14 protein-coding genes and 2 tRNA genes are annotated in these 14,486 nt (G+C 61.7%); 10 read left to right on the top strand and 6 right to left on the bottom strand.

The window, feature by feature from the left end; all coding sequences use genetic code 11:
• Position 1 precedes the first annotated feature (1 nt).
• The 6 genes from JI748_RS17550 (at position 2) to JI748_RS11895 (ending at position 2,582) form a co-directional block, all read left to right on the top strand.
• Complete coding sequence (locus JI748_RS17550; RefSeq protein WP_201630901.1) at positions 2-964, top strand: UPF0262 family protein; 963 nt, start codon at positions 2-4, stop codon at positions 962-964.
• A gap of 75 nt (positions 965-1,039) precedes the next feature.
• Positions 1,040-1,258 (top strand): translation initiation factor IF-1, encoded by a 219-nt coding sequence (infA, locus tag JI748_RS11915; RefSeq protein WP_035082742.1) that lies wholly within the window; start codon positions 1,040-1,042, stop codon positions 1,256-1,258.
• Positions 1,259-1,267: 9 nt separating this feature from the next.
• Positions 1,268-1,906 carry a Maf family nucleotide pyrophosphatase gene (locus JI748_RS11910; RefSeq protein WP_201630899.1) on the top strand — a complete coding sequence of 213 codons (639 nt, stop codon included), beginning with the start codon at positions 1,268-1,270 and terminating at the stop codon, positions 1,904-1,906.
• Positions 1,906-2,076, top strand: a complete 171-nt coding sequence (gene yacG / locus JI748_RS11905) for a DNA gyrase inhibitor YacG (RefSeq protein WP_201630897.1) — start codon at positions 1,906-1,908, stop codon at positions 2,074-2,076. The genes JI748_RS11910 and yacG overlap by 1 nt, the downstream gene beginning before the upstream one ends.
• Before the next feature lie 163 nt (positions 2,077-2,239).
• Positions 2,240-2,315: transfer RNA gene (locus JI748_RS11900), tRNA-Phe, on the top strand.
• Positions 2,316-2,505: 190 nt separating this feature from the next.
• Positions 2,506-2,582, top strand: a tRNA-Arg gene (locus JI748_RS11895).
• Positions 2,583-2,814: 232 nt separating this feature from the next.
• Here JI748_RS11895 and JI748_RS11890 read toward each other — a convergent pair.
• The 6 genes from JI748_RS11890 to JI748_RS11865 form a co-directional block, all read right to left on the bottom strand.
• Positions 2,815-4,077, bottom strand: coding sequence for an FAD-dependent oxidoreductase (locus JI748_RS11890; RefSeq protein ID WP_201630895.1), 1,263 nt, complete (start codon positions 4,075-4,077; stop codon positions 2,815-2,817).
• Positions 4,070-4,876 (bottom strand): shikimate dehydrogenase family protein, encoded by an 807-nt coding sequence (locus tag JI748_RS11885; RefSeq protein ID WP_201630893.1) that lies wholly within the window; start codon positions 4,874-4,876, stop codon positions 4,070-4,072. The genes JI748_RS11890 and JI748_RS11885 overlap by 8 nt, the downstream gene beginning before the upstream one ends.
• Positions 4,873-6,033, bottom strand: a complete 1,161-nt coding sequence (locus tag JI748_RS11880; RefSeq protein ID WP_201630891.1) for a PLP-dependent cysteine synthase family protein — start codon at positions 6,031-6,033, stop codon at positions 4,873-4,875. Before JI748_RS11880 ends, JI748_RS11885 begins: the two co-directional genes overlap by 4 nt.
• Positions 6,034-6,125: 92 nt before the next feature.
• Positions 6,126-7,697: an ABC transporter substrate-binding protein gene (locus JI748_RS11875; protein ID WP_201630889.1), complete on the bottom strand. Its 1,572-nt coding sequence runs from the start codon at positions 7,695-7,697 to the stop codon at positions 6,126-6,128.
• A gap of 59 nt (positions 7,698-7,756) precedes the next feature.
• Positions 7,757-8,587, bottom strand: coding sequence for an ABC transporter permease (locus JI748_RS11870; RefSeq protein ID WP_201630887.1), 831 nt, complete (start codon positions 8,585-8,587; stop codon positions 7,757-7,759).
• Positions 8,587-9,525, bottom strand: coding sequence for an ABC transporter permease (locus tag JI748_RS11865; protein WP_233280508.1), 939 nt, complete (start codon positions 9,523-9,525; stop codon positions 8,587-8,589). Before JI748_RS11865 ends, JI748_RS11870 begins: the two co-directional genes overlap by 1 nt.
• Positions 9,526-9,733: 208 nt before the next feature.
• Between JI748_RS11865 and JI748_RS11860 the strand changes: the two genes are divergently transcribed.
• Genes JI748_RS11860 through JI748_RS11845 form a run of 4 tightly spaced genes read left to right on the top strand, consistent with a single transcriptional unit; the run spans position 9,734 to position 13,943 of the window.
• Positions 9,734-10,732 carry an ABC transporter ATP-binding protein gene (locus tag JI748_RS11860; protein WP_201630885.1) on the top strand — a complete coding sequence of 333 codons (999 nt, stop codon included), beginning with the start codon at positions 9,734-9,736 and terminating at the stop codon, positions 10,730-10,732.
• Positions 10,729-11,721, top strand: coding sequence for an ABC transporter ATP-binding protein (locus tag JI748_RS11855; RefSeq protein ID WP_201630883.1), 993 nt, complete (start codon positions 10,729-10,731; stop codon positions 11,719-11,721). Before JI748_RS11860 ends, JI748_RS11855 begins: the two co-directional genes overlap by 4 nt.
• Before the next feature lie 48 nt (positions 11,722-11,769).
• Entirely contained in the window at positions 11,770-13,128 is a 1,359-nt protein-coding gene (locus JI748_RS11850) for an MmgE/PrpD family protein (protein WP_201630874.1), read from the top strand.
• Positions 13,129-13,148: 20 nt separating this feature from the next.
• Positions 13,149-13,943 carry an SDR family NAD(P)-dependent oxidoreductase gene (locus tag JI748_RS11845; protein ID WP_201630872.1) on the top strand — a complete coding sequence of 265 codons (795 nt, stop codon included), beginning with the start codon at positions 13,149-13,151 and terminating at the stop codon, positions 13,941-13,943.
• The last annotated feature ends 543 nt before the right edge of the window (positions 13,944-14,486 follow it).

Below are 14,486 nucleotides of genomic sequence, written 5' to 3'. Positions count from 1 at the left end.
GATGGGCAAAGAGGCGGTGGCGACCACGGACAAGGACCGGCTGGTCACCGTCACGCTCGATCCCAACACCATCATCTCGATCAATCCCGACGAGGTGCATGAATGGCGCAGCGCCATCTATGACCTGCTTGAGGACAATAGATTCAAGCCAGCCCGCGTCTCCGCCGTTGGGCCCTATGCCCTTCACGTCTCGATCATAGGCAATTCCATCGTTCTCGATGTCCGCGACCCCGAAACCTTCCAGCCGATCGCCGCGCATTACCTGTCGCTGACCCCGTTCCGCCGCCTGATCCGCGATTACTTCCGCATCCGCGACGCCTATTACGAGGCCATCCGCTCGGCCCAGCCCTTCCAGATCGAAACCGTCGACATGGCGCGGCGCGGCATGCACAACGAAGCCGCAGAGCTCTTGCGTACCCGCCTCACCAATAAGCTGATCATCGACCTCAACACGGCGCGGCGCCTCTTCACCCTCATCTGCGCCGTCCAGCCCTATGCCTCGCGCATCGACGAGGCGACGAGCCAACTGCCCACCGTCCTCTTTGTCTGTTCCATGAATTCGGTGCGCTCGCCCATTGCCGCAGCCCTTGCCCGCCAGGCCTTTCCCGGCCGCGTCATCGCTCGCTCCGTCGGCGTCCATGGCGGCAAGGCCGATCAGTTCGTGCACGAGGTCATGGAAGAGGTCGGCATTGATATGAGCGTTCACACGCCCCATATCCTGGACGAGCTGGTTGCCAACCACTTCGATCTCGTCATCACCCTTTCCGCCGATGCCCCCGACGCCGTCGCCCGCAAGGGCCTCGAAGCCGGTGCGGTCGAAGTATGGGACGTTCCTGATCCCTCCCTCGTCGAGGGCAATCGCGAGCTGGTCCTGGGGGCGTATCGGGATCTGCGCGATGGGCTACGCAAGCGCGTCAGGAGCCGGCTCGAGCCACTGGTTTCCGGTGGTTCACAAAACCATTGAATTGAAGTAGGTAGGGGCCACTTTCCGACCCGTGGCCGGCGAGCGATGCCCCTATGGGTTTGATCAGGAGATAGAATGGCGAAGGAAGAAGTGCTCGAATTCCCGGGCGTGGTGACTGAATTGCTCCCCAATGCGACGTTCCGCGTCAAGTTGGAAAACGAACACGAGATCATCGCACACACCGCTGGCCGCATGCGCAAGAACCGCATCCGCGTTCTCGCCGGCGACAAGGTCCTGTGCGAAATGACCCCCTACGACCTTACCAAGGGTCGCATCACCTATCGTTTCAAGTGATCTGAGCTGATGGCCGGACGTCCCGAACTGATCCTGGCCTCCGCCTCGCCGCGTCGGCTCGCCTTGCTGAACCAGATTGGCGTTGAGCCCGAGCATCTGGTGCCGGCTCATGTCGACGAAACGCCAGAAAAGGGCGAACTGCCGCGCAAGCTGGCGCAGCGCCTGGCCGACCTCAAGGCTCTGACGGCGCAGCACAAGGCCCGCGTTGCTGGCTTTGGCTCCAATGCGCTCGTGCTTGCTGCCGATACCGTCGTTGCCGTCGGCCGGCGAATCCTGCCCAAGGCCGAGACCATGGAAGAGGCATCCGACTGCCTCCGCATGCTTTCCGGACGTTCGCACCGCGTCTTCACCGGCGTCACCCTGATCACCCCCTCCGGCGCCCGCCGCCATCGCCTGGTCGAGACCCGTATCCGCTTCAAGCGCCTCTCCAACAAGGAAATGGAAGCCTATCTCGCTAGTGCCGAATGGCGCGACAAGGCCGGTGGCTACGCCATCCAGGGCATTGCCGGTTCTTTCGCCGTCAAGATGTCCGGCTCCTATTCCGCCGTGGTCGGCCTGCCGCTCAACGAAGTGACCCAGCTTCTTGCCGGCGAGGGCTACCCCGTCCACTTCAACTGGCTCAACCAGTCCACCCTTTCGGGCGTCTGATGGCCGAAAAAAAGTGCCCCATCTGCGGCAAGCCGACGGTTGAGAAGTTCAAGCCCTTCTGCTCCAAACGTTGCGCCGACGTGGACCTTAACCGCTGGCTAAGCGGCACCTATGTCATCCCCGCCAAGGAAGACGAACCCGGCGATGACAAGGACGAAGATCAGTTTTGACCTTGTCGCCTCTGTCCCCTTGGGAGAAGAACCGAGGGTGGGATGGGGCCACACACGCGGAGTGAAGGATGACCTTATCCACACCACCTTTTCCCGCTTGCACGGCAAAAACCCTTCCCCTATAAGGCCCGTGGCTTGCAGCACTCCGCTGCAAACGCCCGATGCCCAGATAGCTCAGTTGGTAGAGCAGCGGATTGAAAATCCGCGTGTCGCTGGTTCGATTCCGGCTCTGGGCACCATCTTCCCAAAAGATCATCTCCGTCCGCTCATCTTGTCCATGGGGCTGGCAGCCATGGCAAACTGTGCGGAGTCGTTGGGCGGTCACATTGGTCTAGATAGGCGCTTAGCTCATTCGCAAAAGTTTGCATGTTGCGCGCTGCGAAAGCCTTGGCTAGAGAGAAGAGGCAGACAAACACCGCCTGCTCAGATGCACCCGTAGCTCAGCTGGATAGAGCGCTGCCCTCCGAAGGCAGAGGTCGTGAGTTCGAATCTCGCCGGGTGCGCCAAACTGCAAACCGTTCAGAATATAAGTGTGAACTGACGACCGGCGCGTCGTCTTTGGGGCCGGAAGCGGAATGGCAGGTTTTGGAAAATGACGCTCGATTAGCTGCCGCTCAACGGGCGATGAACTAGGGGTGGCTCCCGACCCCGATTGAGACGTTTTTAGCTTTTAGGAGGTGGTCTTGAAGGCTGCCGTTCGTAGGTCTGGCGGGGTAGTGGTGAGGTGGGCAAGCAACCCTAAAGAAAGGCGCCTTGGTCGACTAATCGCTGACGCACTTGAGCAAACTGCACCTTCCCCCTGAGTTCCGCACTAAAGGCGGCCGCGACGCCGGCGGCATGGCCAGTGGCGAAGGCCGTTCCCATGACACGCAGCGACCCATAGGCAATGTCGTCTGCACACCCAATAACCCGGCCGCCCAGCCAGACATTCTCAAGCTCGCGCTGGCGCAGGCTGTCGAGCGGAATATGGTAATAGCCGTCGCCGCCAATCTGCCGGTAGGTTGCGCCCGAAAGACCTTTATGGACTTCGGACGGCCAGCAGCCACAGGCAATGCCGTCGTCCCGCAGCCTGCCGTTCAGCACATCGTCCCCGCTTATGGCTGCCAGTGGCTTGGCCGGACCCGATTCTCGGATGCCCGCCTGAGGCCCGGTTGCCACGATATAGGCATGCTCGAATGCAGGTACGGCATCTTTCAGCCGGGCCACCGAGCGCCAAGCGAGGTCCCGCCCGACGGTTTCGGCGCGGGTCAGGGATTCGCCGGTCAGCCCATCTGTGAGCATGTCGATGCCCAACCACCAAAGGTCGCCGGATTCGTGCAGCTTGAAGAGGCCGCCGCCGCCCGCACGGATGCGGGCGTCAGCATATTCGACATTGATGCCGTCGAGACAGTTGGCGACCTCTTGGCGGTCCCAGGTGCCTTCTCCAACGCCCCCGATCCGTACGGGAAACGAGCCGGGGGATCGCTCATCGATGGACTTGTCCCGATCAGCCACGCTGCCCCCGGCGAGGCGCACAAGGTCAGCATCCCCACTCGCATCGACAAACGCATTGGCGCTGTATTGTCTCGGCCCGGCGTGATCCTGCAAGGTGACCGCCTGAAGGACGCCGTTCGAGTTTGCGGCCTGAACAAGCCGGGTGTGGGTTAGAACGTCCACGCCAGCGTCAGCGACCACCTTATCGAGTGCATGCTTGACGGCTTCGGGGTCGATCATCACGATCCAGTTTCCGGTGCGGTTACGCTGCGGTTCGGCATTGGCACCAAGCGCATCGAGCGCTTCGAGCACGCTCGCGCCCACGCCCCTGACACCCATGATGGGCTTGGTGGCACTGGTCCAGAAGCCGCAGTAGGCCAGCACATTGGAAGACGTCGCCGCGCCGCCGAGAAATCCGTAGCGTTCGACCAGGAGCGTCCTTGCACCCGACCGGCTGGCGCCAACGGCGGCGGCTATGCCGGCTGACCCTCCACCAACAACGATCACATCGTAGTGCTGCTCAGTCAATTTGGTACCCCATGAAGCGTGCCACGTCGTTGGTTTGGGCCTCGGCCATCGCGTCGCCGGAAATGGTGCGCAGGCCTCTGTCTCGCGCGGCCCGCAAAAGCGGTGTGTCATTCGGCTTGGTGACGACATCGGCAATGCAGCACCGTGCTGGCAGCACAGCCAGGGATTGTGAGGGCAATGCCGATCCAACGCCGCCCATGCCGGCCGTCGTGGCATTGACGACGAGGCTGATCACCTCGAGTCCGCCTGGCTCGCCGGCAATGATGTTGTGGCCCGCAGTCGCAAAACGTGCGGCGATGGCGCTGGCCTTCGCGGCATCGAGATCCGAAATCCAGACCTCGGCGGCGCCCGCTTCGGCGAGAGCCAGCGCTATCGCACTGCCCGCAGCGCCTGCTCCGATCACCCAGCATTGCTGACCGTTGATCGGCACGTTGTCGGCCGACAGCGCGCCGATCATGCCAGAGCCGTCCAGCATATCGGCCAGCAGTGTGCCGTCGTCCTGCCGACTGACCACGTTGGCGGCGCCTAGCAGGTGTGCTCGTGGTGTCAGCCTGTCGGCAAGACCCGCCATTGCCACCTTGTGCGGGAGGGTAATGACAGCGCCCGGAATATTGCCCGCCGAGCGCAGAAGCCCGGCAAAATGCGGCAAGGCTTCGGGCAGAATATCCATCGGCACCATGACCGCATCGATGCGCTTGTCCCGAAAGCGGTCATTGATCACGCCAGGCATGTGGACCTGCTGTACAGGATGCCCAACCATGGGGATGACGGTTGTCGTGCCAGAGACGTTGGAGCTCATGCGTGCTGCCGATGCAGTTTTGGCGTATCGGTGTCGCCGCGCTGCCGCTGCGCCAGAAACAGGTCGGGTGACAGCTCGCCGGTCGAGACCGCCCGTTCGATCAGTTCAGTGGGATGGGTGATGTCGATGCCCTGTGCCGACAGCCAGTCGTCGTCGAAATAGCTGTCGGCATAGCGCTCACCAGAATCGCAGATCACACTGGCGATCGAGCCGGTCTCGCCGCGCTGCTTCATTTCGGCAGCCGCCCACAGGACGCCAATGAAGTTGGTACCGGTCGATCCGCCGACGCGCCGCGACAGCAGGCCTGAGAGGACGCGGCATGCCGCGATGGAGGCGGCATCGGGGACCTTGAGCATGGCGTCCACAACATTGCCGATAAACGATGGCTCAACTCGGGGCCGGCCGATGCCCTCGATCCGCGACGCGCGCAGCGAGACGGAATTCGGATCGCAGTCGCGCCAGCCCTCGTAGAAGGCGGAATATTCCGGGTCGGGGACGCAAAGGCGGGTCGCAAGGCCCCGATACAGGATGTAGCGCCCCAGAGTTGCCGACGTGCCGCCCGTGCCGGCACCCATGACGATCCATTGCGGAACCGGGTGGGGCTCGAGCGACAGCTGGTTCAGGATGGATTCGGCGATGTTGTTGTTGCCGCGCCAATCGGTGGCGCGCTCGGCATAAGCGAACTGGTCGAGAAAATAGCCGCATTCCCGATCTGCCAGCCGCGCCGCCTCATCATAGATGGTGGCGGGCTCGTCAACGAAGTGGCAGAGGCCGCCATGCTGGCGTATCGCCTCGACCTTGCTCTTGCTGGTGTTGCGGGGGAGCACGGCGTAAAATTTAAGCCCGAGCAAACGCGCGTAGTAAGCTTCGCTGACGGCCGTTGAGCCGGAAGAGGCCTCCACCAGCACGGTATCGCTGCGGATCTGACCGTTGCAGATGCCATAGAGCAGCAGCGAGCGGGCAAGGCGGTGCTTCAGGCTACCGGTTGGATGGATGGATTCATCCTTGAAATAGACATCGATGCCCGAAAAGCCGGCAAGGTGCACGGAACACAGGTGCGAGTCCGCCGTCCGGCGCCCCTCCGCCTCCAGAATGTGGATCGCGTTCTGCGACCAGGCCTTCGCCTGGCAATGACGGTTCGTGACATGCTCAGACATGTTGCTGCTACCGATGCTGAAGCTGGAAGTGGGGGCGCCATTTGGCGCCGGGCGATTGGCGCGGCGATTATCGCCGCCGCGCCAATGTGCGGTCAGTTGACCGAGATGAAGCCAGGTCCGAAGAGCATGGCGTCGTTGTTGATGGTGGTCCAGGTGTACTTGTCGGAAATAACCCAGTTCACCACGTTCCGCCACAGCATCAGGGCAGGCTGTTCGCGCTCCCAGATGGCAACCATCTGGCGGAAGATCTTGACCTTTTCGGCGCGATCACTTTCGGCCAGATACTTTTCGCCGAGCGCCACGAAGTCGGCAGGCGGCGTCCAGCTGCGGTCATCGGCGCGGGTGGCGCGGGCAGAATCCGGGCCCCAGAAGCCCCAGATGGCGCGGGTTGGGGTGCCGTCAAACACGACCGACATAGACATGTTCAACAGACCGAACGGGTGCTTGAGGGCCAGTGGCCAGCTGTCAACGATGTTGAGCTTGACGTTGATGCCGAGGTTCCGCCACTGCTCGGCCATGAACTCGACCGCCAGGTCAAAGTTCGGATAGGCGCCGCGCACGACGTTGATGACGACTTCTTCGCCGTTGTAGTTGGCCTTGGAGAGGTAGTCGCGCGCCGCGTCGAGATCATACTCGATCAGCGGGCGGGCTTCAGGGTCGTAGAATTCCGGCGTATCCGGGAAGTTGAATGGCGCCGGGCTGTAGCTGGAATCGCCCCACAGCGCCTCGACCAGTGCGTCGCGGTCGATCGCGGCGGTCATGGCATAGCGCAGGTTGACGTTGGCGACCGGGTTCGGCCCGAATTCGGGCAGGTCGAGCGTATTGTAGGCCAGCATGATGTAGCCATCGGCAGGGCGGCTGACATAGTTCAGGCCTTCATAACCCTCGACGGTTTCGATCTCGTCAAATGGGGTGTTGACCATGATGTCGAACTGCCCGGCAACCATGCCGGCGATGCGGGCGGAAAACTCCGGCACGATGCGGAATTCGATGGACTTCAGCGGCGGCTTGCCACCCCAGTAGTCATCGAACGCCTCAAGCTTGACGTGGCTGGCCTGATCGAACTCGACCACCTTGTACGGGCCGGTGCCGATTGGCTTCTGGCCGAATACTTCCGGGCCGACGCTCAGGTAATAATCCTTGGGCACGACATAGCCGAGCGGCGTCACGAAACGGTAGGGCAGGTCTGGGTCGGCGACCGTGGTCTTGACCTCGACGGTCTTGTCGTCGATCGCCTCGACCGAGGCGAACGAAGTCGTGTAGCGCGTACCGGCCGGGACCAGTGCACCTTCGCCCCAGATGCGTTCTTCGGAAAGCGTGAAGGCCACGTCTTCGGCCGTCATCGTCTCGCCATTGTGGAACTTGACGCCGTCGCGGATGGTGAACTGCCAGGTCAGGTCATCGACCTGCTTCCATTCGGTCACTACCGACGGAGCAAGGGTGGCGCCCTCGGGGTCTTCCGCCCAGTTCCGCGTGATGATCGCATCATAGATGCTGCTCATGATGCGCAACGAATTGGTGGAATTGCCATCGATCGGCTCGAGGCTGCGATAGAGACCATTGACCGCGACTGTCAGGTCGGGGCGCTCGGCCTCCTGCGCGACGACGCTGGTGGCCAGCATCGTCATGGCGGCGATCGCCAATGTGGAGATTAACTTACGCATTTCAGTACTTTCCTCCTCCTAAATTGCAATCTGCTTGCATGCGAAATCGTGTTGATCGGCTAGGTTCGGCGCAGGGTCGGATCCAGCCGGTCGCGCAATGCGTCACCGAGCAGGCTCACCGCCAACGTGGTGAAAAAGATCAATGATCCCGGCACGACGGCCAGCCACCAGGCGCGAGCCAGGCTGTTGCGGCCTTCGCCCAGCAGCTGGCCAAGGCTGGTATAGGGCGGCTGAATGCCCAGGCCGAGAAAGCTGAGGCCGGTTTCGAGCAGGATGGTCTGCGGAAAATTGAGCGTTGCCTGCACGATGACGATGTTGAAGACGGCGGGCAAAATGTGGCGCCTGTCGATATTGAGCGGCGACACACCAACGGTCCGCGCGGCTTCCACAAAGGTCAGCGTATGGGCCGACAGCGCTCCGCCGCGCACCAGGCGGGCATAGCTTTCCCAGCCATAGATGCCCAGAACGACGACGAAGAGCGCGAGCGAATTGCCGAAGATGGCCACGATGGCAAGCGCGATGATGATGAACGGCACGGCTGCCTGAAGATCGATCACCGCCAGGATAAACCCGCCAACCACCTTGCCGCTGCGTGCTGACAGCAGGCCGAGCATCGTGCCCATAACCGCGCTGATGATCGTGCCGACCAAAGCGAGGCCGATACTGATGCGGGCGCCAAAGACGAGACGCGCCAGCAGGTCCCGGCCCAGCCCGTCCGTGCCCAGGGGATGGTCCCACTCACCACCGGCAAAGATGGGCGGCATGTTGCGGTCCAGCAGGCTGGAGGCATCATAGTGATACGGCGTGAGAAAATTGCCGAAGGCCGCAAACGCCACGACCAGGCCAAGCATCACAGCCGGCACGACGACACCCAGGTTCCATCGACGCATCACATTGCTCCCGAACGACGCTTGGTGCCGATCCGGGGATCAAGCCAGCCATAGAGCAGATCGACGATCATATTCGACAGCGCCATGGTCGAAGCCGCCAGAATAACGATCAGCTGCACCACCGCCAGATCGCGGTCGGTCACCGAAGTCACCAGCAGCCGCCCGATGCCGGGCCAGGCGAACACCGTCTCGATCACCACCGCCCCGGCGATCATCGATCCGACACTGAAGCCAGCCAGTGTGACTAGCGGCACGAGAATGGAGCGCGCGACATGATGCGTCATGCGCCGCAAGGGTGGCACGCCATTGGCCTTGGCGGTGCGAATAAAGGGCGCCGACAGAACTTCAAGCACCGCCGAGCGTGTCATGCGGGCGTACGACCCTGCCGTGGCCAGGCCGAGCGTCACCGCGGGCATGATCAGGCTGAGCGCACTTTCAAAACCGCCCGCCGGCAACACGCGTAGGGTGAGCGTAAAGAGCAGGATCAGCAGGATGCCGAGGAAGAAGTTGGGCATGGCGAAGCCGAAGACCGAAAAGCCCATGACGAAGCGGTCGACGAACTCGCCGCGCCGCATGGCTGCGACCATACCGGCGGGTATACCAATGATCAGGGCCATAAGCAGCGAAAGGCCGGTAAGGATCAGGGTAGGGACGATTCGCGGGGCAACAAGTTCCCACGCACTGCCGCCCGTCCGGAAGGAAATGCCGAAATCGCCGCTCAGCACCCCCCGCAGGTATGCCATATATTGTATGGGCAGAGGCTGGCCTAGGCCGAAGCGTTCGCGGTACTGGTCAATGACGATCTGCGGCGCGTCGGACGGCACCATCGCCGCCACGGGATCACCCGTCATGCGCAGCAGAATGAAAACCAGCGTGGCCGCCGCCCAGACGGTCAGGATAAAACGCAGCAGCTTTCCCAGGAAAAAGGACAGCGACACCAGGAGCCTCCAGCGGCGTTCGATTTGCTACCGAAACGCCATTTGTTAGACAAAACAACCATAAATCATTCTTATGTCGCAAGCTATTTTCTTTGGAATTCGCTATTTTAGCAAAATCTAACCATGAGCGATTGACATTCGACGGCCTGCAAAGCTAGCCTTCTCATCGGATGGAAGTCCGCGCAAGACGGACACGGAGGAAATACCCGTGAGTGAGCCATTGCTGGACGTCCGCAACCTGTCGATACGCTTCCAGACTCAATCTGCACCCATTCTGGCCGTCGATAATGTCAGCTTTTCCATCTCTGCTGGTGAAGTTCTGGGCGTTGTCGGGGAGTCGGGCTCGGGCAAGAGCCAGACATTCATGGCGCTGGGCGGCCTGTTGGCAGCCAATGGCGACGCGACCGGGGAAGCTTTGTTCAACGGACAGAACCTGCTTTCCCTCGATGAGCGCCAGCTCAACCGCATTCGCGGCCAACAGATCTCCTATATCTTCCAGGACCCGATGACGGCACTCAATCCGTTTCGGACCGTCGCGGCGCAGTTGTGTGAATTGCTGGAGCTGCATCGCGGCCTGGACATGGCGGCGGCGCGCAGTGGGGCGCTGCAGTTGCTGGAGCGTGTACGCATTCCCGAAGCAAGGCGACGGCTCGACATGTATCCGCACGAGCTGTCCGGTGGCATGCGGCAACGCGTCATGATCGCCATGGCCTTGTCCAACCGCCCGAAACTGCTGATCGCCGACGAGCCCACCACGGCGCTGGACGTTACAGTGCAAATCCAGGTGCTCGACATTTTGGATGAACTGCGCCGCGACGAGAATCTCGCCGTCGTTCTGATCACCCACGACATGGGCGTGGTCGCCAGGCTCGCTCATCGCGTCATGGTTGTCTATGCCGGCACCATCGTCGAGCAGGGTAAGGTGGATGAGGTGCTTATGCATCCGAGCCATCCCTATACGGTGGGCCTGTTGAGCAGCATGCCTGATCTGGCCGCTCCCACGCGTGCCATCAGCCCCATTCCCGGCTATCCACCCGATGGGCGCCAGGCCCGCCAGGGCTGCATGTTCGAGCCACGCTGCAGCAGTGCGGACGGCATGTGCAGGACGGTGGTTCCCGTCTTGCGCGCTTTGCCCAACGGTCAATGGGCGGCATGTCACCATCCTGTGCTTGACGACAGCACCCTGCTCGCAGGAGCTCAGGCATGAGTCCCGACGCTTCGCTCGAGGTTACCGACCTCTCCATTAGCTATCCAATTGCACGCGGACCTTTCAGGGCGCCAGCCGAGCTGAAAGCGGTCCGAGACGTCAGCTTTACGCTCGACCGTGGCAGGACGCTTGGTGTCGTAGGCGAGTCCGGTTGCGGCAAGTCCACCCTGGCGCGGGGCATCCTTAGGCTGCAGGACCCGACCTCGGGCACTGTGCAGTGGAACGGCCAGGTGGTCTCGCAGTTGTCGGAGGCGGGGTTCCGGAAGGTTCGCCCGCAGATGCAGATGGTTTTCCAGGACCCTCTGGCGTCGCTCAACCCGCGCATGCGGGTGGCCGACATCATTGCCGAACCGCTGCTGACCCATCGCCCCCAGCTTTCAGCGGCAGACCGTAAGGCTCAGGTACTCAAGACCATGGAACGCGTCGGGCTGCGCCCCGAAATGGCCGAGCGCTATCCGCACGAGTTTTCCGGTGGCCAAGCCCAGCGCATCGGCATCGCCCGGGCCATTGTGCTCGAGCCGGGGCTGTTGATCTGCGACGAAGCGGTTTCGGCTCTCGATGTCTCCATCCGCGCGCAGGTTTTAGTTCTGCTTGAGGACCTGCAGAAGACTTTGGGGATCGCCATTCTCTTCATCAGCCATGATCTGGCTGTGGTACGCTACATCGCCAATGAGGTAATGGTGCTCTATCTCGGCCGGGTGGTCGAATATGCGTCGCGCGAGGTGTTGTTCGCCAACCCCAAGCATCCCTATACGAAGGCCCTGATCGGCTCCGTCCTCTCCAAAAATCCCTTGATAGAGCGACATCACCAGGGCCCACAAATCGGGGCAGACCTGCCCTCTCCAATCGATCCGCCACCTGGATGCCCATTCAGCACGCGGTGCCCTCTTGTGCAGCCGGTCTGCCGGGTCACCATGCCGCCGCTGCTTACACAGGCCAACGGCGCACGCGTCGCCTGCCACATGGTGGGAAACCAGGCTGCGGACTAGCCAAAGGCTCCAATCGAGGAAGCGAACAAAATACGAGGTATGAGTTCAATGGCGATTTCAGATCGTGAGTGGGTCAGTCGGCATGTTGCCCTGGCATCATCTGCCATTTCCAGGGCGGACGTCGAGGTTATCGGACGGCTGGTTGCCGACACGATCGCCATTGCCACCTATGCACGCAGGCATCGCCTCGGCGGCACGGCCTTTGACGAGACTGGCCTCGCGATGGGGTCGCATGATAGCGCGGTCTGGGGCTCCGCCTTGACCGCATCGCCGCTTGATGCCGCCTTTCTCAACGGTTCGGCTGCCGAGGCGCTGGATTTTCAGGAAGTGCTGCTTAATGGCCGCAACAATGGCCACGCCGCCGTTGTTATCGTCCCGGCCGTCTTCGCGCTGGCCCAACAACGCGGCGCCACCTCAGAAGAGGTCCTGCAGGCGCTTCGAGTCGGCTTTGCCGCCAATATCGGCCTTGGCGAAGCTTTGGGGCGGGCCCACCGCACAGACGGTCGCGGCTTCCGCACCACATCACTGACGGCAACGCCGGCCGCGGCCCTCGCTTGCGCGGTGCTGATCAGCCGTGATGTCGATATCGCATTGGCCGCCACAGGCATTGCGGCCTGCACCATTCCTGCCGGTTTGCTGACGGCCATGTCGCCCTCCGAGGGCAGCTACAGTGTTGACAAGGACCTGTCCGTCGGCTTTTCCGCGCGCCACACCCTCCATGCAGCACTACTGGCAGAAGGCGGCGCCAAGGGTCCGTCCGCGCCGATCACCGGCGACAAGGGGTGGCTCGCAAGCTTCGCCTCGGGCTCTGCTGATCGCACCTATCTCGAGATCGCCCCCGAAAGCCGTGAGCTTTCTGCCTATTCGGTCAAGCTATTTCCGGCCAATTTCGGCTGCCAAGCGGCCATTCGCTCGGCCATGGAGCTGGGTAAAGAGATTGGGGCCGAACGGATCGAGCGCCTTGAGGTCAAGGTCAAGACCTCGAGCTCGCAGTCGCTTTCCACCCGGGCCATCGGCAATCACCTGGCGGCTCGCTTCAGCCTGCCCTTTGCCGTAGCAAGCGCCTGTGTGCGGGAAAGGTCGGTCCTCGCCGATTTTGAAGGCAGCGCCGTTGAAGATGCCTCGGTCCTGTCTTTCATGGATCGCGTCACGGTTGAGGGCGATGCTGCCCTCGAAGCGCGCCATTTGGACCTGGGGATTTTCCCGGCGCGGGTGTTTGCCTGGGGGGCTGAGGGGCTACTGGGCGAGAAAAGCTATGATGGGCCTTTCGACGGGATGAGCGATAGCGAGGCTCATGCGGTATTTGCAGCAAAGGTCGAGGCGCTTGTCGATGACAGCGTCGCACGGGACTTGCTTGCCTATGCTAGCGAGCCAGCTGCACCCGAAGCCTTGCGCCGTCTGTTCTGAATGCAATCGGGACGTCTCAAATGAACCTTCAGAACCGCGTTTGTTTTGTGACCGGCGCCGGAGGCGAAATCGGCAGCGCCATTGTCGCCACTCTGGCGCGATTCGGAGCCTTGGTGGAGGCGGCCGACCTCGATGAAGGCCGGGTCGCAACGCGGCTAGGGGAATATCCCGATCTTGCAAAACAGTGCCATGGCCTAGCCCTCGACGTCACGGATGAAGGGCGATGGGACGACGTTGTGGCCGACATTCTGGCGCGCCATGGCCGGCTCGACGTGATGGTCAATTGCGCAGGCCTTTTTGCCGCCGGAAGCGCGAGCATCGACACGATGGAACTGGCGGAGTGGCAAAGGCTCCATGCCGTCAACGTCGACGGCGCCTTCCTCGGGACGAGAGCCGGAGTGCGTGCTATGCGCGAGGCGGGCGGGGCCATCGTCAACATTGGCTCGATCGTGGGCTATTTCGGCGCACGCAGCGGCGTCGCCTATGGCAGTAGCAAAGCAGCCATATGCGGCCTCACCATGCAGGCTGCGGCCAGTTGCGTATCAGCAGGCATTCCGGTTCGTGTCAACGCGGTGCATCCGGGATATGTCTTGACGGAGTCGGCGCTTGCGGACGAAATGAAAAAGCACGGCAATCGCGAAGCCGCCATTGCGGCATTCTCCACGCGCAACCCCGGTGGCATGATCATCAAGCCCAACGACGTAGCTGGCGCCGTAGCCTTTCTGGCCTGCGATCTGGCGCGGGCCATAAACGGCGTACAACTCCTGGTCGACGCTGGCCTATCAACCCAAATGCCCGGCCGCGCTTTTGCTTAGCGTCTTTGTAGTTTATTGGCGTGGCTGCTTATTGCCGCCAAAGTGGAACTGATGCCACTTCGTACCAACTCTCCTCATAGAGGACGGAGGGGGTCTTCTTTTTGGGAAACTATTTTGTGGACCGGCAGCGAGTAGCTGAATTCGGCTAGCGGTGGGTCTGGCGCGAGCAGTTTTGGCGGCCGTTGACTCCGAGACACTCGCATGAGTGCCTCGGGAAGGCGCCGTCTGCTCCTCCAACCTGCTAACTCAAAAGCTGCCACTCTTCTCCCCACACTGCTGTCGCCGTAGACTCACTCATCAGCATGTCCGCTTTCGGGAAGTCAAAAACGCTTCGCCATGTCTGAAATGGGGCGCGTTGACGACGGCGACGAGACCGCGTGACCTGCTCCGTTCAGATGACAAGCCTCAAAGTATGTTATCCGAACGGAACAACCAGGTCGCATTTCTCGAAACAACGCGACGTTAATGTCGGGAAGTTCGACTTAGCGCACTTTGCCGGGTGAATATCTTGACGCTATCTTTTCTCTGATATTTGGGGAATCA

Origin of the sequence: Devosia rhizoryzae, from assembly GCF_016698665.1 — a bacterium.
Classification (GTDB): Bacteria; Pseudomonadota; Alphaproteobacteria; order Rhizobiales; family Devosiaceae; genus Devosia; species Devosia rhizoryzae.
The sequence above is the reverse complement of the archived record's forward strand: the minus strand, read 5'-3'. Positions and strand labels throughout refer to the sequence as shown.

What these genes read in the sequence shown, in the direction of transcription:
- JI748_RS11910 (WP_201630899.1), top strand. Translation starts at nt 1,268, where the DNA reads ATGGCCGGACGTCCCGAACTGATCCTGGCCTCCGCCTCGCCGCGTCGG.
- JI748_RS11845 (WP_201630872.1), top strand. Translation starts at nt 13,149, where the DNA reads ATGAACCTTCAGAACCGCGTTTGTTTTGTGACCGGCGCCGGAGGCGAA.
- JI748_RS11850 (WP_201630874.1), top strand. Translation starts at nt 11,770, where the DNA reads ATGGCGATTTCAGATCGTGAGTGGGTCAGTCGGCATGTTGCCCTGGCA.
- yacG (WP_201630897.1), top strand. Translation starts at nt 1,906, where the DNA reads ATGGCCGAAAAAAAGTGCCCCATCTGCGGCAAGCCGACGGTTGAGAAG.
- infA (WP_035082742.1), top strand. Translation starts at nt 1,040, where the DNA reads ATGGCGAAGGAAGAAGTGCTCGAATTCCCGGGCGTGGTGACTGAATTG.
- JI748_RS11880 (WP_201630891.1), bottom strand. Translation starts at nt 6,033, where the DNA reads ATGTCTGAGCATGTCACGAACCGTCATTGCCAGGCGAAGGCCTGGTCG.
- JI748_RS11875 (WP_201630889.1), bottom strand. Translation starts at nt 7,697, where the DNA reads ATGCGTAAGTTAATCTCCACATTGGCGATCGCCGCCATGACGATGCTG.
- JI748_RS11855 (WP_201630883.1), top strand. Translation starts at nt 10,729, where the DNA reads ATGAGTCCCGACGCTTCGCTCGAGGTTACCGACCTCTCCATTAGCTAT.
- JI748_RS17550 (WP_201630901.1), top strand. Translation starts at nt 2, where the DNA reads ATGGGCAAAGAGGCGGTGGCGACCACGGACAAGGACCGGCTGGTCACC.
- JI748_RS11870 (WP_201630887.1), bottom strand. Translation starts at nt 8,587, where the DNA reads ATGCGTCGATGGAACCTGGGTGTCGTCGTGCCGGCTGTGATGCTTGGC.
- JI748_RS11885 (WP_201630893.1), bottom strand. Translation starts at nt 4,876, where the DNA reads ATGAGCTCCAACGTCTCTGGCACGACAACCGTCATCCCCATGGTTGGG.